Genomic DNA, 16,573 nt, shown 5'->3' with positions numbered 1-16,573 from the left:
CCACAGCTCGGGCCCGGGTCCAGGGTGGCTCACCGGGTGACCGGCCCAGGCCGCTGCTCGGCCACGGTCCCGGGCTGAGTCACCGGGTGACGCGCCCGGGCCACTGCTCGGCCACGGTCTCCGGGTCGAGCAGTGGCCTGATCACCACTTCGCCGGTGGTGCGATCGACGACGACGCAGCCGCCGCCCACGACCTCCGGCAGCGTCGCCGGATCGTCCGGCTCCGGCTCGCGGGTCCACGCCACGTAGCCCTCGTTGAACGCGTGCACGCCCACGACCAGGGCCTCTCCCGGGGCGCGGACCCCGTTGAAGTACTCCTCCGCCAGCGCTCTGGCCTGGTCCAGGTTCATCGCGGCTCCCCCTGCCGGTCGACGATCACACAGAAGACGCCCGTCACGGTCGTGTACGTCGGCTCGACCGCCATGTGGCCGCGCTGCGCGTCGATCCAGATGATCTCGCCGCCGTGGTTGACGGCGTTCCAGGCGTGCGCGCCGCCGCCCGGCCAGCGCACCACCAGGACCGCCGCCGCGCCGTGACCGGCCTCGACGAGCCTGCGGGCGATCAGCGGGTACGCCTGACGGCCCTGGCCCGCGCACTCGAAACGCCGGCCGATCCAGCGTTCCATGCGGGCGGTGCCGCCACGTTCGCCGGTCAGCAGCGGGCGACCCACCCGGTCGTACTCCGGCTGCCTCGGAGCCGCTGCGGCGGGCTCGCCGTGCCAGGTGGAGACCACCGACAGGGCACAGTCCACGGCGTTGCCCGCGCGGAAGGGGTCGTCGGCGGCGCCGCCGCCGTTCACGAGCCTGATCCAGGTGCCGCGCGGGTCGGGGAACCGGGCGCCGGGGACGAGGGCGTCGGCGAGGTCGCGTTCGACCTGCGGGTCCGGGTGCGCGAGGCCGCCCGGCATCCCGTACGGCCTGCTGTCGGCCAGCCTCGGGGGCCGGTCGTCCCGGTCGAACCAGTCCGGCCCCGACCACCCGGCACCACTCCAGCCGACGCCCGCCCAGTCAGCCTCCGACCACGTGCCACCGGCCCCCTCGGGGACCGGCAATCGGCCACCGGCCCCCTCGGACCCCGGCCACGCCCCGCCAACCGCCTCGAACCCCGGCCTTTGGCCACCGGCCACCTCGGACCCCGACCACGTGCCACTCGCCCCTTCGACGTCCGGCCAACGGCCACCGGCCACCTCGGACCCCGACCATCGACCGCCGGCATCCTCGGTGCCGGGCCGTCCGGAGCCCGCCGCCTCGGAACGTCCACCGCCACCCGCGCCTGGCAACGCGTCGCCGGATGTCCCGGCGCCGGAACGGTCCTCGCCGTATCCGTGGTTGCCGAAGCGGTCGTTACCGACCCTGTCATTACCGGACCTGCTGTTACCGACCCTGTCAATACCGGACCGGTCGTTGCCGACCCTGTCAATACCGGACCGGTCGTTGCCGACCCTGTCATTACCGGACCGGCTGTCGATGGATCGGTCCACGCCGGTGCGATCGCGTCGCCGACCGTGCCGGAACCGGCCGGCCCTGGGCGGGTTGCGGTCGCGGCTGGGCTGCTCACGACCGGAACCGGGCTGGTCTCGCCCGGCGCTGACCTCCGGGCGGTCGCGCCCAGAGCTGTGCCCGTTGCCACCGGCGCCACGCGCGTCATGGGCGCCACGCGCATCGTGGGCGGGCGCGTCTGCGATGGGCACCTCAAGGCTGCGCACGTCATGGCCGCGTGCCTCATAGCCAGGCACGTCACGGCCAGGCACGTCACGGCCAGGCACGTCACGGCCAGGCACATCATGGCTGGACACGTCGTGGGCGGACACGCCATGACCGGGCACGTCATTGGCGGTTTCGTCGGCGCGCGGGCGGTCGCCCCCCGCCGCCGGGTCGCTCTCTGCCGCCCTCTCGGCGGCGGCCTCGTAGTCGCTCCAGCGGACACCGTCGGCGACCAGCGGGTCGTACCGCCCGCCGGGAAGGCTCCACCGGACGCCTGCCTCCTCGTCGCGGTTCACGCCCCTGCCTCCTGTCGTCCTCCGACGACCGATGGTAGAGGTCATGTCGCGCTGAGTCAGCGACTTGACGCTTTTCTCAAGGCCCGACGGTTCCTCGGGGTTCGTCGATTCTCAGGGTTCGACGGTGACGCTGATCGTGTGCCAGCCGCTCGCCCCGTCGGGGGCGGGCGGTGCCACGACGGCGGTCTGGGTGTAGCCGGTCGCGTCCGTCGCCCGCACCTGGACGGTGTGCCGCCCGGCGACGGCGTCCCAGTCGAGCGTCCACTGCCGCCACGTGTCCGGCCCCGTCACCTCGGCCAGCCGCGCCCGCTGCCACTCCCCTCCGTCGATCCGCACCTCGACGGCCGCGATCCCCTTGTGCTGCGCCCAGGCCACCCCGGCGATCGCCGTACGGCCCGCCCGCACCGTCGCCCCCGCGCCGGGCACGTCGATGCGCGACTCCGTCTTGATCGGCCCCTTGGCCGACCACCCCCTCGACGTCCAATAGGCCTCGTCGATGTCGAACCGGGTCACCTTGATGTCCACCACCCACTTGGTGGCCGAGACGTATCCGTACAGTCCCGGCACCACCTGCCGCACCGGGAAGCCGTGGGCCTGCGGCAGCGCCTCGCCGTTCATGGCGACGGCGAGCAGCGCGTCCCTGCCGTCCATGACCACGTCGACGGGCGTGCCGCACGTCCACCCGTCGGCCGACGTGGACAGCAGCATGTCGGCCCCCGACCGGACCCCGGCCTCCCTGAGGACATCGGCCAGCCGCGCCCCGAGCCAGCGTGCGTTGCCCGTGAGATCGCCGCCGACCTCGTTGGACACGCAGGCGAGCGTCACGTCGGCCTCCACGAGCGGCCGCCGCAACAGGTCGTCGAAGGTCAGCTCGACCGGACGGTCCACCATGCCGTGCACGCGCAGCGTCCACGACCGGGGATCCACCCGAGGAAGGATCAGCGCGGTGTCCACGCGGTAGAAGTCCGAGTTCGGGGTGACGAACGGCGTCAGCCCCGGCATTCTGAGATCGACCCCGGCCGGAAGCGGACGTGCGGGCACGGCGGGTATCGGAAACCGCAAGCCGGCCCGTACCGCCTCCAGCGACTGCGCCCCGGCCCAGAGCCGCCCGGCGACCGCGGTGGCCCCGGCCACCAGCACTCCCCCGGCCGCCCCGACGAGCAACCTCCGCCGGTCGAACCTCTGCGCGCCGACCGGCCGGACCTGCCGCTCCGGCCCGATCTCAGCCCCACCCGGTCCGCCACCGCCCTCCGACCCGGCCGCGGGCGCGCCCGGCCCGCCGCCCTCCTGCGCAGGCCCGGCCCCGCCCTCCGGAGCGGGTCCGCCACCGCCCTCCGGGGCGGGGCCAGCGCCGCCCTCCGGCATGGATCCGCCGCTCGGTACGGCGCCGCTCGTGTCCGCGACGGCGCGGCGGAGCAGCCAGCCGAGGGTCCAGATGCCCGCGCCGACCCCGACCACCGTGGGCAGGACGTCGAGGGAACCGGCCTGGGGCCGGGTCAGCGCGGCGGCGACACCGACGACGGCGATCAGCGCGAACCCGGCCTGCGCCAGCCCGAGAGACCGCCTGGCCAGCACCCCGAGCCCGGCGGCGATCACGACCAGCACCGCGAAGACACCGGCCATGAGCACGTTCTTGTCGTTCTCACCGAAGGTGCTGATCGCCCATTCCTTGAGCCAGACAGGCGTCAGATCGACGACGGCGTCCCCCACCGCGACCACGGGGAACGACTCCGGCCGCACCACGGCGGCCACCAGTTGGGCGATGCCGAGAGCCACCGCCCCGGACACCAGACCGGCCACCGCACCTGCCCAGACGGGCACCACACTCGCGCGCACACCCTGACGCTACGCCAAAGGGCCCACGCGGGATCCGGCGTTCACGGATGACGGCGCGTCGTCACGGCGAGGGCGGGGTCCGGCGGAGGAGCGCCGGAGAGGCCGCCGACGGACGGCGGCGGGCGGCGTGGGGGCGGCTTGCCGTGACGACAAAGAAGAGAACACAACCGTGACGACCGGGAGAGACAGCACCGTGACGACCGGAAGGGACCGCACCGTGACGACCGCGAGAACGGAACCGTCACGACCGGCAGGACAGCACCGTCACGACCGGCACAACGGAACCGAGAACAGAACGCGGGTCAGGAGGCCAGCAGGGCGCGCACGACCGGAGCCAGCGCCGTGAACGCGCGCCCGCGATGGCTGATCGCGTCCTTCTCCTCCGGGGGCAGCTCCGCCGTGGTGCGCGTCTCCCCCTCCGGCACGAAGATCGGGTCGTATCCGAACCCGTTCTCGCCCACCGGAGTACGGATCAGCCGCCCCCGCAGCACGCCCTCCGTCGCCCGCCACTCCCCCGACGGCAGCGCCAGCGCCGCCGTGCACGCGAAGTGCGCCGTCAGCAGCGCGTCCGGCACGTCGGAGACCTGCCGGAGCAGCAACTCCAGGTTTCCCCTGTCGTCGCCGTGCCGCCCCGCCCACCGTGCGGAGAACACCCCCGGCATCCCGTTGAGCACGTCCACGCACAGCCCGGAGTCGTCCGCCACCGCGGGCAGCCCGGACTCCTTGGCCACCGCGTGCGCCTTGAGCAGCGCGTTGGCCTCGAAGGTGACCCCGGTCTCGACGACGTCCTCGATCTCGGGGAACTCCTCCAGCCCCACGATGTCGAAGCCGGTGAGGATGCGCCGGAGTTCGGCGATCTTGCCCTGGTTGCGGGTCGCGAGCACGATGGTCATCGGCCCAGGGCCTCCTGCTGGTGGAGCGTGAGCTCCTCACAACCGGCGGCGGCCAGGTCGAGCAGCTGGTTGAGGACGTCGCGGTCGAACGGGGCGCCCTCCGCCGTGCCCTGGACCTCGACGAAGGCGCCCTCGCCGGTCATGACCACGTTCATGTCGGTGCCCGCGGCGACGTCCTCGACGTAGCAGAGGTCGAGCAGCGGCACCCCGCCGACGACGCCGACGGAGACGGCCGAGATCGAGCCGATCAGCGGGTCTCCCGGGCACATCTTGCGCTCGCGCATCCACCGGACCGCGTCGGCCAGCGCGACGTAGGCGCCGGTGATGGCCGCGGTCCTGGTGCCGCCGTCGGCCTGAAGGACGTCGCAGTCGAGCACGACGGAGTTCTCGCCGAGCGCCTTGAAGTCGACGCAGGCCCGGAGCGAGCGGCCGATCAGGCGGGAGATCTCGTGGGTGCGCCCGCCGATCTTGCCGCGCACGGACTCGCGGTCGTTGCGGGTGTTGGTCGCCCTCGGCAGCATGGCGTACTCGGCGGTCACCCACCCCTGGCCGCTGCCCCGCCGCCAGCGCGGCACACTGTCCTGGACGGAGGCGGCGCACAGCACCCGGGTGCCGCCGAACTCCACCAGCACCGAGCCCTCGGCGTGCGCGATCCAGTCGCGGGTGATGGTGATCGGCCTGAGCTGGTCGGGCGCGCGGCCATCCTGACGAGACATGCAGATCACCCTATCTCCGTGTGCGCGCGCCCTTGACCGCCGCCCGGTTACACATAGATCCTTACCCAATGACAACGGGGGTGTTACGCAACCCGGACTTCCTTCGTTTTCTGGGCTCTCACGTGTCCAACGAGCTCGGAGCGAACATCGCGCGTGTGGCCTTCCCCTTGGTCGCGGTGCTCACGTTGCACGCCACGCCGTTCGAGGTCGGCGCCCTTTCGGCGCTGCAGTCGGCGGCGTTCCTGATCGTCGGCCTGCCCGCGGGGGTGTGGGTCGATCGGTTGCGGCGTCGGCGGGTGCTCCTCACCTCGGACCTCGCGCGCTTCCTGCTGCTCGGCAGCATCCCGCTGGCGGCCCTTCTGGACCTGCTGAGCATGCCGCTGCTGTACGCCGTGGCCCTGCTCTCCGGTATTGCACAGGTCTTCAACGACGTGGCCGACCAGACCTACCTGCCCACGCTCGTCGCCAAGGACGGCCTCGCGGACGGCAACGCCAAACTGGAGCTCGCCCGCAGCGGCGGCGCGCTCGCCGGACCCGGTCTCGGCGGCCTCATCGCGCAGTTGCTGGGACCGCCCACGGCGGTGCTCGCGACCTCGCTGGGCGCGCTCAGCTCGGTGGTGCTGCTGGCCACCATCGGCCGGTCGGAGCCGCGCCCTCCGGTATCGGAACGTTCCGGAATGTGGGCCGAGATCCGCGAGGGCCTGTCCTTCGTGTGGAAAGACCGGTTGCAACGTTCCATCGTGGTCGCCACCATGGCCACCAACCTGTGTGTGAGCGCGGTGCTCGGCCTGTCGGTGATGTTCCTCTCCAGTGTGGTGCACCTCGCGCCGGGCGTGATCGGCGTGCTGCTGGTGTCGGGCGCGGTCGGCGGCATCATCGGCGGCCTGCTCGCCGCCAGGCTGTTCGAGAGGTACGGCACCGCCAAGGTCACCTGGCTCGCGCTGGCCCTGAGTTCGCCCTTCGGCCTGCTGCTGCCGCTGACCGAGGCCGACTGGCGGATCTCGTTCTTCGCCGCGGCCTCGGTGATGCTGTCGATCGGCGCCATCCTCTACAACATCGGCACCATCACCTACCGCCAGACGGTGGCGCCCCCGCGCCTGCTCGGCCGGGTCAACGCCAGCGTCCGGTTCCTGGTCTGGGGCGCGATGCCGATCGGTGCGTTCGCGGGCGGCCTGGTGGCCCAGCAGATCGGCGTGCGCGAGGCGCTTTGGGTGTTCATGTGCGGGCGGCTGCTGTCGTTCCTGCCGCTGCTGTTCTCACCCCTGCGCGGGCTGCGGGACTTCGCCGAGAATCAGGCCAGTTCGTAGACCGCGCCGCTGCGGGCGAGTTCGACGGGACCGGCGAAGCCGCCGCCGGTCGCCTCGTCGAGCACGCGAGCCGGGTCGTGCCACGGCACCAGGTGGGTGAGCACCAGCCGGGCGGCGCCCGCCTTGGCGGCGTGCTCGGCGGCCTGGCGGCCGGTCAGGTGCAGCCCGGCGGGCAGGTCGGGGCCGTCGAGGAAGGACGCCTCGCACAGCATCAGGTCGGCGCCCGCCGCCAGGTGGACGAGTTCGTCGCACTCGCCGGTGTCGCCGGAGTAGGCGAGGCTGCGTCCGCCGTGGGCGAGGCGGAAACCGTACGCCTCGACGGGGTGGTTGACCAGGGCCGCGGTCAGCGTGAACGGGCCGACCTCGAAGGCGCCGGGCGCGAGCGCGACGAAGTCGAAGGCCGTCTCCAGGCCCGGTTCCTCCGGCATGCCGTAGGCGGCCGCCAGGCGCCGGGGCGCGTCGCCGGGGGCGTACACGGGCACCTTCGGGTACGGCGCGGCGGGCCCGTACGTGCGGGCCACGTGGTAGCCGCAGACGTCGAGGCAGTGGTCGGCGTGCAGGTGGGTGAGAGCGATGGCGTCGACGTCGTAGAGGCCGATATGCCGCTGCAGCGCGCCCAGCGACCCGCTACCGAAGTCGAGCAGCAGCCGGAAGCCCTCCGCCTCGACCAGGTAGCAGGACGCGGGGCTGTCAGGACCCGGGAAGCTTCCCGAGCATCCGACGATGGTCACCTTCATGTGGGCCTCCGTTGGTGGTACTGCCCCCGACTGGTGCGAGTTCGACGGCGTCGATCTCGGGCCCGAGGAAGCGCTGCCCGAGCTGGGCGAACAGGGCCGAGTCGCCGGTGGCGCGGAAGAGGTGCCTGGGGGTGGCCTCGCTCCCGGCCGCCAGGCCGCGGTCGTGGAGGACGCGGTAGACGTCCTTGGCGGTCTCGTCGGCGCTGGAGACCAGGGTGACGCCGTCGCCGGCGACGTAGGAGATCGCGCCGGCCAGGAGGGGGTAGTGCGTGCAGCCCAGGATGAGCGTGTCGCATCCGGCCGCCTGGACCGGCCGGAGGTAGTCGCGGACCACCTCGATGAGCTCCTCGCTGGTGGTCTCGCCGCGTTCGACGTACTCGACCAGCAGCGGGGCGGCGACGCCGGTGAGCTGCACGTCGGGGGCGGCGGTGAAGGCGTCGTGGTAGGCCATCGACTCGATGGTGGCGCGGGTGGCGATGACGCCGACCCGGCCGTTGCGGGTGGCGCGCACCGCGCGGCGGGTGGCGGGCTGGATGACCTCGATCACGGGTACGTCGTAGCGTTCACGGGCGTCGCGCAGCACGGCGGCGCTGGCGCTGTTGCAGGCGATGACGAGCATCTTGACGTTGCTCTCGACGAGGTGGTCCATCACCTCCAGGGCGTATTGGCGCACCTCGGCGATGCGCTTGGGCCCGTACGGCTGGCGAGCCGTGTCGGCGACGTAGGTGAGGGACTCCTGGGGCAGCTGGTCGATGATCGCCCTGGCGACCGTGAGGCCGCCCACCCCGCTGTCGAAGATTCCAATGCTCGCGTCCGGCACGCATCCGAGGGTAAGCGACCGGGGGCGCCTTCACCGCGTAAGAATCCTCACAGCGCCGGACGCGTCCCGGCCCTTGCGAGCTGGCGCGACTGTGCCACGAGGCGGCCGGCGGCGTCCCAGACCTCGACGTCCTCGTCGAACCAGCCGTCGGCGGCGAGCCTGCCCGTGGCGCGGACGGCGAGCCAGCCGGGTGCGGGCAGGGCGCGCAGGTGCCAGGTGAGCTCGACGGTGGGCGACCAGCCTCTGGCGGCTCCGGCCGACAGGACGACGGGCGGCAACGCGTCCACGGCGAGGGCCAGCACGTACGGGTCGGGGTCCTGCGGCTCCGCCATGCGGAAGTGGGCGCGGGCCTCCGGGACGCCGGTGGGCTCGCCCTTGAGCCAGCCGATCGTGGGCGGGTCGAACCACAGCTCCATCCGGGCGTTGAGGGTCATGCCCGAGTCGGGTCCCGGCTGGGGCAGGCGAAGGCATTCGGACAGCGGCGGCAGGTCGGCGGGAACAGGGGCCGTGTAGACGGGGGCGGCGCCGTCCAGGGTGGCGGTGGTGATCAGGCTCTCGATATGGGGGCGGCCGTCCTGGACGAGGGTGGCCCGGTGGAAGGCGGCGGTACGGCCGGCCTTCAGCCGTTCGATCCGCACCTGGGCGGGTCCTGCGGCGGGGGCGCGGAGGAACTGGCAGGAGGTGCTCACCGGGTGGGCGAAGGGCGAGTCGTCCACGACCGCCCGCAGGATCACGGCCATGAGGTAGCCGCCGTTGAGCGGCCCGCCGACGGCGTAGCCGGGGTCGAGGCACACGTCGTAGGTGTGCTCGTCCACCCTGACGGCCTGGGTGGCCTCGTCGAACTTGGTCATCAGCCGCCATCCTCAATTCAAGAACTAAATTCTAGTAAACCCCTACTCTAGGGCATCCCGCCTATCAGCGCGCCTACCTGCAGAAACGGGCGATCGGTGCCACGGTCGGACCTATGGCAGGGGTTACCGAGCTCATGGGCCAGCACGTCTGGGACTCGCAGGGCATCTGGGTCGGCCAGGTGGTCGATGTGCGCGTGGTCAGGAACCGGGGCGGGCTGCAGGAGGCGTGCACGGTCTACGGACTGGTCGTCTCGTCCCTGCGCGGGCCGGTCTTCCTCGGGCTGACGCGCGATCGGCAGGGCAGCTTCTGGTGGGTGTCCGAACTGATCGCGAAGATCGTTTATACCGGGTGCCGGTTCGTGCCGTGGGACTCCGTCGGCGACTACGGCCAGGGCGAAGTTTTCCTCAAGGCCACCAGGGATGATCTGAATCGCATTTAGTGATCTTCAGCCCATTGCAAGCGGCCGTCTAGCGGCATCCGATAGCTTCACTGTGGTCAAAAGTCCACAATGTGAGTTGAGTGATGTCTGCGAATTATCCCCCGAGTGGTCAGGATCCGGAGAGGACTACGGCGTATCGCTGGAACCAAGACCAGCCGCACGCGGAGAACCCGCAGGCGACGCCCACGCCCCACGGACACCCGTACCCGCAGCAGCAGCCCCAGCAGGGCTATGGTCAGCCCACGCACTCCCAGCAGCCCGGCTACGGCCAGCAGCCCGGCCACCCCCAACAGCACGGCCACCCCCAGCAGGGCTACGGTCAGCAGCCCGGCCAGGGTGGCTACGGTCAGCAGCCCGGCTATCAGCAGCAGCCCGGTCACCAGCAGCAGCCCGGTCACCAGCAGCAGCCCGGTCACCAGCAGCAGCCCGGTTACCAGCAGCAGCCGCCCCCGGGCTGGCAGCACGAGGGCCCTGAGGGCTTCGCCGCCGTGGAGCGGCCCAGCAGGCGCAAGGGCGGCGGTGGCGGCAAGAAGGGCCTGGTGATCGGCGGCATCGCGGCCGCCGCGGTCATCCTGCTCGGCGGCGGCACGGTCTTCGCACTCACCTCGCTCAGCGGCGGCGGCACCCAGCCGCACGAGGTGCTGCCCGCCTCCGCCGTCGCCTACGCGCGCCTCGACCTCGACCCGGCAGCGGGCCAGAAGGTGGCGCTGTTCCAGATCGCCCAGAAGTTCACCGTGTCCAAGGACACCTTCAAGGGCGACGACATGCACAAGGCGCTCTTCGACACCTTCAAGGGCCTCGGCGCCGGGGGCGACATCGACTACGCCAAGGACATCCAGCCGTGGCTCGGCGACCGGGTCGGCGTCGGTGTGCTGCCGCCGGCAGCGGGCAAGAAGGAGCCCGGCATCGTCGTCGCCGTCCAGGTCAAGGACGAGGAGCAGGCCAAGGCGGGCCTGAACAAGCTGATGGGCGAGGACAAGCCCGGCCTGTCCTTCCGCGAGGACTACGCGCTCATCACCGAGGACCAGGCCAGCGCCGACAACTACGCCAAGGCGGGCGACAGCCTCGCCGACAACACCGACTTCTCCTCGGACTTCGACTCCCTGGGTGAGCCGGGCATCCTCTCGTTCTGGACGAACGTGGGCAAGCTCAGCGAGTTCTCCGGTGACCTGATGCCGTCGGGCGCGGCGGCGGCCCAGCTCAAGAGCACCCGCATGGCACTCGCGCTGCGCTTCGACAGCGCTTATGCCGAGCTCGCCGGCGTCGTGAGCGGCAGCCAGGACATGGGCGAGTCCAAGCCGATCACCCTGGGCAACCTGCCCGCCACCACCGCCGGCGCAGTGTCGCTGTCCGGCGCGGGCGAGATCGTCACCAAGCAGTGGAAGGAGCTGGAGAAGTCCCTGGGACAAACCCCGGGCACCCAGCAGTTCACGCAACTCCTCGACGAGGCCAAGACCAAGTACGGCCTGCAGCTCCCCGGCGACCTGGCCACGCTCATGGGCGAGAACCTGACCGTCGCCGTCGACAGCCAGGGCCTCGGCGGCGACCAGATCAACGTCGGCGTCCGCGCGGTCACCGACCCGGCCAAGGCCAAGGCGGTCGTGGACAAGGTCCTGAACGGGATGTCCTCCGGCGGCCAGGCACCGCCGCTGGCCCGGGTAGAGGGCGAGGGCACCTACACCGTCGCCACCAACGACGCCTACGCCAAGAAGTTGTCGGAAGAGGGCGGGCTGGGCGACAGCGACTCCTTCAAGACCGCCGTCCCCGATGCCGACAGCGCCACGTTCGGCGCGTTCGTGGACCTCAACAAGATCGAGTCGATGTACACCGCCAACCTGCAGGGCGAGAACAAGGCCAACGCCGAGGTCCTGCGCGCGGTCGGCCTGAGCGGCAAGGCCAGCGGCAACGAGGGGAGCTTCTCCCTCCGGGTGCTGTTCGACTAGGAACCGGAAGAACGAGAGCGGCGGGCGCCCGGCGCCCGCCGCTCTTTCACGTTCTCAGGCCCAGAGCTGGCCTTCGAGGCGCTCCTCGGCCTCGTCCAGCGTGCCCTCGTAGGCGCCCGTGGACAGGTACTTCCACCCGCCGTCGGCCACCACGAAGACGATGTCGGCCCGCGCCCCCGCCGTGACCGCCTTACGCGCCATCCCCAGCGCGGCGTGCAGCGCCGCCCCCGTGGACACGCCCGCGAAGATGCCCTCCGCGCTCAGCAGCTCACGGGTACGCCGCAGGGCGTCGCCCGAGCCCACCGAGTAGCGGGTGGTCAGCACCGACTCGTCGTACAGTTCGGGGATGAAGCCCTCGTCCACGTTGCGCAGGCCGTAGACGAGTTCGCCGTAACGCGGTTCCGCGGCCACGATGCGCACCTCGGGCACCCGCTCGCGCAGGAACCGACCCACGCCCATGAGCGTTCCCGTCGTGCCGAGCCCCGCGACGAAGTGCGTCACACCCGGCAGGTCCTGCAGAATCTCGGGACCGGTCGTCTCGTAGTGCGAGCGCCAGTTGGCCGGGTTGCCGTACTGGTAGAGCATGATCCACGTCGGGTTGTCGGCCGCCAGGCCCTTCGCCACCCGCACCGCCTCGTTGGAGCCGCCGGCGGCGGGGGAGGAGATGATCTCCGCACCCCACATGCGCAGGAGCTGCCTGCGTTCCTCCGAGGTGTTCTCCGGCATGACGCAGATCAGCCGGTAGCCCTTGAGCCGGGCCGCCATCGCCAGCGAGATGCCGGTGTTGCCGCTGGTCGGCTCCAGAATCGTGCAGCCGGGCGTGAGCAGGCCGTCCTTCTCGGCCTGCTCGACCATCCACAGAGCGGGCCGGTCCTTGATCGACCCGGTGGGGTTGCGGTCCTCAAGCTTGGCCCACAGGCGTACGTCGCCGGACGGCGACAGCCGGGGCAGCCCGACGAGAGGGGTGCGACCGACGGAATCGATCAGCGAGTCGAAGCGCATGGTCAGCGCGCGCCGCCGGCGACGGCGGGGAGCACGGTCACCGTGTCGCCGTCCGCGACGGGCGTGCCGAGACCGCCGAGGAAGCGGACGTCCTCGTCGTTCAGGTACACGTTGACGAAGCGGCGCAGAGCGCCCTCGTCGACCAGGCGGGCCTTGATGCCCGGGTGCCGGGACTCGAGGTTGCTGATCAGCTCGTCGAGCGTGCTGCCCTCGGCGTCGACGGCCTTGGCGCCGTCCGTGTACGTGCGCAGGATGGTGGGAATGCGGACCTCGATGGCCATCGCAGGAGTCTCCTCTTGGGGTGTCGGTCTATGTCGGTCAGGAAACCGCTTGGGCGGGGAGTCCGATCAGCGACAGTCGTAAACGACCACAGAGCGCGTGTGCGCGAAGAGAAAGCTCTGGACGGGCCTCACCCACGCGGCGGCGGAAGCGGCGGTCCTCATGGGGTAAACCTTACCTCCTCCTCCGAAACCACCCCATCCAGGATCCGGTACGAGCGGAACTCCACGGAGTCCTCCTCGCGGGTGGACACCAGGACGTAGTGCGCGCCCGGCTCCGAGGCGTACGAGATGTCGGTGCGCGACGGGTATGCCTCGGTCGCGGTGTGCGAGTGGTAGATCACGACAGGCTCCTCGTCGCGGTCGTCCATCTCCCTCCAGACCCGCAACTGCTCCAGTGAGTCGAAGCGGTAGAAGGTCGGAGAGCGCTCGGCGTTCTCCATGGGGATGAACCGCTCGGGCACCCCGTTCCTTCCCGCGATGACCCCGCACGCCTCGTCGGGGTGGTCGGCCCGCGCATGGGCAACGATCTGGTCCACCAGTTCCTGCGAGATCGTCAGCATGTCGCGGAAACTACCAGAGCGCCCTCACGAGGCTGTCCTGGAGGTAGGTCAGCCAGTCGTAGGTCACGTACGCCGGGTAGCGGGGATCGTCCTCCGACATCGTCGCGATCTCCTCGTGGACGTCCTCGGTCACCTCCAGACGGGTGCCGAGGGCCAGCCGTACGTCGTTGAGCGAGCGCAGCCACGCCTGCGCCTGCTCGGCCGTCAGCTCGCTGCGGCCGGGACGCGCGGTCGCGAGCATCGTCTGCGCGTCCGCGCGCTTGCCGTCGCGCAGCGTCGCCTCGGTGTAGCGGCGGAACTCCGCCGAATGGTCCGCGTCCTCGTACGCCGAGGGGAACAGCCGGGCCAGCACCGGGTCGGACGGCTCCTGCGCCGAGCCGATGCCGAGCGCGCGCTCCAGCGGGTCGTCGCTCGTCTGCCCCGGCTCGACCAGCCCGAGGATCTGGCCGACCAGCGACTTCAGGATCGAGACCTCGGCGGCCTCGAACTCGGCCACCACCCCGCCGTTGTGGGACTTGAACCCAGAGCTCACCGGTGCCGCCTCACTTGGCCGAGTCCGGCTGGAGCGTCGCCCACAGACCGTAGGAGTGAAGAATCTGCACATCGCGTTCCATCTCTTCACGCGTGCCGCTGGACACGACGGCCTTGCCCTTGTGGTGGACGTCCATCATGAGCTTCTCGGCCTTGGCCTTCGAGTAGCCGAAGACCGATTGGAAGACATAAGTCACGTACGACATGAGGTTGACCGGGTCATTCCAGACGATCGTCACCCACGGCAGATCGGGCCGGACGTCCGATGACGGACGCTCGACGGCGATTGGAGCAGTGCTACCCACATCCACGAGTCTGCCCTATCTGGGCCGTAGTCTTCGACTCGTGACAATGACCATGAGCACTGCGTTGCTCACAGATCACTATGAGCTGACAATGCTGCAGGCCGCACTACGGAGCGGAGCTGCCCGGAGACGGGCGGTTTTCGAGGTGTTCGCCCGGCACCTTCCGGGTGGACGCAGGTACGGCGTGGTCGCGGGAATCGGGCGCGTCCTGGACGAGCTCGAACACTTCCGTTTCGGTGCCGAAGAGCTCGCCTTTCTCCGCGAAAACGGCGTCGCGGACGAGCCCACGCTGGAATTCCTCGCCGACTATCGCTTCTCCGGCACCATCCACGGCTACCTCGAAGGCGACCTGTACTTCCCCGCCTCCCCCATCCTCGTCGTCGAGGGCACCTTCGCCGAGGCCGTCCTTCTCGAAACCATGATCCTTTCCATCCTCAACCATGACTGCGCCATCGCCTCCGCCGCCTCCCGCATGAGCAACGCGGCGGGCAAACGGCCGCTCATCGAGATGGGCTCGCGCCGCACGCACGAGCGCGCCGCCGTCGCCGCCGCCCGTGCCGCCTACCTCGCGGGGTTCACCTCGACCTCCAACCTGATGGCCGGGCACGCCTACGGCGTCCCCACAGCCGGTACGGCGGCGCACGCGTTCACGCTGCTGCACGACAGCGAGAAGGCGGCCTTCGAGGCGCAGATCGCCTCGCTCGGGCCCGGAACCACGCTCCTCGTGGACACCTACGACGTGCCGGGGGCCGTGCGCACGGCGGTCGAGCTGGCGGGCACCGAACTCGGCGCGGTCCGCATCGACTCCGGGGACCTCGCGGCGGCGGCGCAGGCCGTACGGGAGCAGCTCGACGCGCTCGGGGCGTTCAAGACCCGCATCCTGGTCACCTCCGACCTCGACGAGTACGCCATCGCCGCCCTCGCCGCCGCGCCCGTGGACGCCTACGGCGTCGGCACCTCGCTGGTCACCGGGTCCGGGGTGCCGACGGCGGCGCTGGTGTACAAGCTGGTGGCGCGGGAGACGGCGGCGGGCGTCCTGGAGCCGGTCGCCAAGCGCTCGGTCGGCAAACCGTCGCGCGGCGGGCGCAAGCACGCCTACCGGCTGTTCGACGCGGCGGGTCACGCCGAGACCGAGTTGGTGACCACGTCCGGACCCGCGCCGGAGGGCGGCGAGCCGCTGCTGCACGAACTCGTCCGCGACGGGGTCGTGGTCGGCCGCGAGCCCCTGGAGTCCGCCCGCGCCCGCCACCGCCACGAGATCGACCGCCTCCCCCAGGAGGCCCTGCACCTCGGCCGGGGCTACGCCGCCATCCCCACCGAATTCGTCTGACCCCCACCGCCCCGCCCGTCCGGCACACCCCTCTCGCCCTCTCGCCTGGATGATGGCGGCAGCCAACCCTCGTATCCACCCTCACCTCACCCACCGATGCCGACGCCGCACGTCGTCCTCCTGCCCCTCACGTGGCCCCGTCGCCCGGCCTCTCCGGTCGACCCTCACGGCAGCCCCAGGCCCCAGCCCCACGGCACCGCCCGTCCCGGCACCGTCTCCACCCGGGCCGCCACGCTCGGCCGCTCCCCTGCGATGGTCGGTCGCCGGACGCCCTGACGGCGCCCCGCACGGCTCTCGGCGGAGGCGTCACGACGACCCGTCGCCGGGCCGTACCCGGCCGGTCTGTCCTGGGGGAATGGCGTGAGACGGCGGGTGCTGACCGCTTGCCGGGGGTTGCTGACGTATCGTGCTGCTATGAGCACGGCGCTGATCATCGTCGATGTGCAGAACGACTTCTGCGAGGGCGGGAGCCTGCCGGTGGCGGGCGGTTCCGAGGTGGCCGCCGCCGTCACCAGGCACGTGAGCGACCACGGCTACGACCATGTGGTGGCCACCCGCGACTACCACGTGGACCCGGGCGAGCACTTCTCCGACGCCCCCGACTACGTCGGCACCTGGCCGCGCCACTGCGTGGCGGGAACCCCCGGCGCCGACTTCCATCCGTCCTTCGACGTGGCCGCCGTCGAGGAGGTCTTCAGCAAGGGCGCCCACGCGGCCGCCTACAGCGGCTTCGAAGGTGCCAGCGGCGACGGCGTGAGCCTGGCCGACTGGCTCAGCGCCCACAACGTGCACGAGGTGGACATCGTCGGCATCGCCACCGACCACTGCGTGCGCGCCACGGCCCTGGACGCCGTCAAGCACGGTCTGGCCGTCCGTGTCCTGCTCGATCTCACGGCCGGGGTCGCCCCGCAGACCACGCGGACCGCCCTCGCCGAACTGGCCGAGGCCGGCGCCGTCCTCGAAGGGACCCCGCTCGTCCAGAGCTGACAGAGATGATGGAGGCGAGCACCTCCCGAGGGGGTC

At 71.3% G+C, this 16,573-nt stretch carries 19 protein-coding genes; 5 read left to right on the top strand and 14 right to left on the bottom strand.

Annotation, left to right across the window (positions count from 1 at the left end; genetic code table 11):
- Positions 1 to 79: 79 nt before the first annotated feature.
- The 5 genes from ABD120_RS38390 to rph all read right to left on the bottom strand — a co-directional run bounded on the left by ABD120_RS38390 (position 80) and on the right by rph (position 5,443).
- Positions 80 to 349, bottom strand: a complete 270-nt coding sequence (locus tag ABD120_RS38390) for a hypothetical protein (protein ID WP_343955300.1) — start codon at positions 347 to 349, stop codon at positions 80 to 82.
- The gene (locus tag ABD120_RS38385; protein WP_343955299.1) at positions 346 to 1,050 is read right to left on the bottom strand and encodes a toxin glutamine deamidase domain-containing protein; all 705 of its coding nucleotides are present in this window, start codon (positions 1,048 to 1,050) and stop codon (positions 346 to 348) included. The genes ABD120_RS38390 and ABD120_RS38385 overlap by 4 nt, the downstream gene beginning before the upstream one ends.
- 1,059 nt (positions 1,051 to 2,109) lie before the next feature.
- Positions 2,110 to 3,834 carry a molybdopterin-dependent oxidoreductase gene (locus ABD120_RS38380; RefSeq protein ID WP_343955298.1) on the bottom strand — a complete coding sequence of 575 codons (1,725 nt, stop codon included), beginning with the start codon at positions 3,832 to 3,834 and terminating at the stop codon, positions 2,110 to 2,112.
- A gap of 302 nt (positions 3,835 to 4,136) precedes the next feature.
- Complete coding sequence (gene rdgB / locus ABD120_RS38375) at positions 4,137 to 4,727, bottom strand: RdgB/HAM1 family non-canonical purine NTP pyrophosphatase (protein WP_343955297.1); 591 nt, start codon at positions 4,725 to 4,727, stop codon at positions 4,137 to 4,139.
- Entirely contained in the window at positions 4,724 to 5,443 is a 720-nt protein-coding gene (gene rph / locus ABD120_RS38370; RefSeq protein WP_343955296.1) for a ribonuclease PH, read from the bottom strand. Before rph ends, rdgB begins: the two co-directional genes overlap by 4 nt.
- A gap of 68 nt (positions 5,444 to 5,511) precedes the next feature.
- Between rph and ABD120_RS38365 the strand changes: the two genes are divergently transcribed.
- Positions 5,512 to 6,750 (top strand): MFS transporter, encoded by a 1,239-nt coding sequence (locus tag ABD120_RS38365; RefSeq protein ID WP_343955295.1) that lies wholly within the window; start codon positions 5,512 to 5,514, stop codon positions 6,748 to 6,750.
- On the opposite strand, the gene ABD120_RS38360 is transcribed toward ABD120_RS38365, so the two are convergent.
- The 3 genes from ABD120_RS38360 to ABD120_RS38350 are packed head-to-tail and all read right to left on the bottom strand — an operon-like array spanning position 6,735 to position 9,158.
- A complete protein-coding gene (locus tag ABD120_RS38360; RefSeq protein ID WP_343955294.1) occupies positions 6,735 to 7,487 on the bottom strand; it encodes an MBL fold metallo-hydrolase in 753 nt (250 codons plus the stop codon). The genes ABD120_RS38365 and ABD120_RS38360 overlap by 16 nt on opposite strands.
- Positions 7,441 to 8,307, bottom strand: a complete 867-nt coding sequence (gene murI / locus ABD120_RS38355) for a glutamate racemase (RefSeq protein ID WP_343955293.1) — start codon at positions 8,305 to 8,307, stop codon at positions 7,441 to 7,443. The genes ABD120_RS38360 and murI overlap by 47 nt, the downstream gene beginning before the upstream one ends.
- Positions 8,308 to 8,354: 47 nt before the next feature.
- On the bottom strand, positions 8,355 to 9,158 hold the full coding sequence (locus ABD120_RS38350) for a thioesterase family protein (RefSeq protein WP_343955292.1): 804 nt from the start codon (positions 9,156 to 9,158) through the stop codon (positions 8,355 to 8,357).
- Positions 9,159 to 9,271: 113 nt separating this feature from the next.
- Here ABD120_RS38350 and ABD120_RS38345 point away from each other — a divergent pair, with 113 nt between their 5' ends.
- Complete coding sequence (locus tag ABD120_RS38345; RefSeq protein WP_343955291.1) at positions 9,272 to 9,598, top strand: hypothetical protein; 327 nt, start codon at positions 9,272 to 9,274, stop codon at positions 9,596 to 9,598.
- Between the two features lie 56 nt (positions 9,599 to 9,654).
- Here ABD120_RS38345 and ABD120_RS38340 read toward each other — a convergent pair whose 3' ends face one another.
- A complete protein-coding gene (locus ABD120_RS38340; RefSeq protein WP_343955290.1) occupies positions 9,655 to 10,062 on the bottom strand; it encodes a hypothetical protein in 408 nt (135 codons plus the stop codon).
- A gap of 24 nt (positions 10,063 to 10,086) precedes the next feature.
- Here ABD120_RS38340 and ABD120_RS38335 point away from each other — a divergent pair, with 24 nt between their 5' ends.
- On the top strand, positions 10,087 to 11,541 hold the full coding sequence (locus ABD120_RS38335; RefSeq protein WP_343955289.1) for a DUF3352 domain-containing protein: 1,455 nt from the start codon (positions 10,087 to 10,089) through the stop codon (positions 11,539 to 11,541).
- Between the two features lie 54 nt (positions 11,542 to 11,595).
- Here ABD120_RS38335 and ABD120_RS38330 read toward each other — a convergent pair whose 3' ends face one another.
- From ABD120_RS38330 to clpS, 5 genes are all read right to left on the bottom strand, one after another.
- A complete protein-coding gene (locus ABD120_RS38330; RefSeq protein ID WP_343955288.1) occupies positions 11,596 to 12,543 on the bottom strand; it encodes a PLP-dependent cysteine synthase family protein in 948 nt (315 codons plus the stop codon).
- Between the two features lie 2 nt (positions 12,544 to 12,545).
- Complete coding sequence (locus ABD120_RS38325) at positions 12,546 to 12,824, bottom strand: MoaD/ThiS family protein (protein WP_343955287.1); 279 nt, start codon at positions 12,822 to 12,824, stop codon at positions 12,546 to 12,548.
- 158 nt (positions 12,825 to 12,982) lie between these two features.
- Positions 12,983 to 13,384, bottom strand: coding sequence for a M67 family metallopeptidase (locus ABD120_RS38320; protein WP_343955286.1), 402 nt, complete (start codon positions 13,382 to 13,384; stop codon positions 12,983 to 12,985).
- Between the two features lie 10 nt (positions 13,385 to 13,394).
- Positions 13,395 to 13,916 (bottom strand): DUF2017 domain-containing protein, encoded by a 522-nt coding sequence (locus tag ABD120_RS38315; RefSeq protein ID WP_343955285.1) that lies wholly within the window; start codon positions 13,914 to 13,916, stop codon positions 13,395 to 13,397.
- Between the two features lie 10 nt (positions 13,917 to 13,926).
- Positions 13,927 to 14,220, bottom strand: a complete 294-nt coding sequence (clpS, locus tag ABD120_RS38310; protein WP_343955284.1) for an ATP-dependent Clp protease adapter ClpS — start codon at positions 14,218 to 14,220, stop codon at positions 13,927 to 13,929.
- Positions 14,221 to 14,266: 46 nt separating this feature from the next.
- On the opposite strand from clpS, the gene ABD120_RS38305 reads away from it, so the two are divergent.
- Together ABD120_RS38305 and ABD120_RS38300 are read left to right on the top strand one after the other, a co-directional pair.
- Positions 14,267 to 15,550 carry a nicotinate phosphoribosyltransferase gene (locus ABD120_RS38305; RefSeq protein WP_425564113.1) on the top strand — a complete coding sequence of 428 codons (1,284 nt, stop codon included), beginning with the start codon at positions 14,267 to 14,269 and terminating at the stop codon, positions 15,548 to 15,550.
- A gap of 414 nt (positions 15,551 to 15,964) precedes the next feature.
- Positions 15,965 to 16,537 (top strand): isochorismatase family protein, encoded by a 573-nt coding sequence (locus ABD120_RS38300; protein ID WP_343955282.1) that lies wholly within the window; start codon positions 15,965 to 15,967, stop codon positions 16,535 to 16,537.
- The last annotated feature ends 36 nt before the right edge of the window (positions 16,538 to 16,573 follow it).

This window comes from Nonomuraea longicatena (assembly GCF_039525605.1).
GTDB lineage: Bacteria > Actinomycetota > Actinomycetes > Streptosporangiales > Streptosporangiaceae > Nonomuraea > Nonomuraea longicatena.
Note: the sequence above shows the minus strand (reverse complement) of the source record. Positions and strands in the feature narration are given on the sequence as shown.

Excerpts from the sequence above, each read along its gene's own strand:
- ABD120_RS38345 (WP_343955291.1), top strand. The coding sequence starts at position 9,272 with ATGGCAGGGGTTACCGAGCTCATGGGCCAGCACGTCTGGGACTCGCAG.
- ABD120_RS38365 (WP_343955295.1), top strand. The coding sequence starts at position 5,512 with ATGACAACGGGGGTGTTACGCAACCCGGACTTCCTTCGTTTTCTGGGC.
- ABD120_RS38330 (WP_343955288.1), bottom strand. The coding sequence starts at position 12,543 with ATGCGCTTCGACTCGCTGATCGATTCCGTCGGTCGCACCCCTCTCGTC.
- ABD120_RS38350 (WP_343955292.1), bottom strand. The coding sequence starts at position 9,158 with ATGACCAAGTTCGACGAGGCCACCCAGGCCGTCAGGGTGGACGAGCAC.
- ABD120_RS38300 (WP_343955282.1), top strand. The coding sequence starts at position 15,965 with ATGAGCACGGCGCTGATCATCGTCGATGTGCAGAACGACTTCTGCGAG.
- rph (WP_343955296.1), bottom strand. The coding sequence starts at position 5,443 with ATGTCTCGTCAGGATGGCCGCGCGCCCGACCAGCTCAGGCCGATCACC.
- ABD120_RS38325 (WP_343955287.1), bottom strand. The coding sequence starts at position 12,824 with ATGGCCATCGAGGTCCGCATTCCCACCATCCTGCGCACGTACACGGAC.
- ABD120_RS38320 (WP_343955286.1), bottom strand. The coding sequence starts at position 13,384 with ATGCTGACGATCTCGCAGGAACTGGTGGACCAGATCGTTGCCCATGCG.
- rdgB (WP_343955297.1), bottom strand. The coding sequence starts at position 4,727 with ATGACCATCGTGCTCGCGACCCGCAACCAGGGCAAGATCGCCGAACTC.
- ABD120_RS38360 (WP_343955294.1), bottom strand. The coding sequence starts at position 7,487 with ATGAAGGTGACCATCGTCGGATGCTCGGGAAGCTTCCCGGGTCCTGAC.
- ABD120_RS38390 (WP_343955300.1), bottom strand. The coding sequence starts at position 349 with ATGAACCTGGACCAGGCCAGAGCGCTGGCGGAGGAGTACTTCAACGGG.
- ABD120_RS38305 (WP_425564113.1), top strand. The coding sequence starts at position 14,267 with ATGACCATGAGCACTGCGTTGCTCACAGATCACTATGAGCTGACAATG.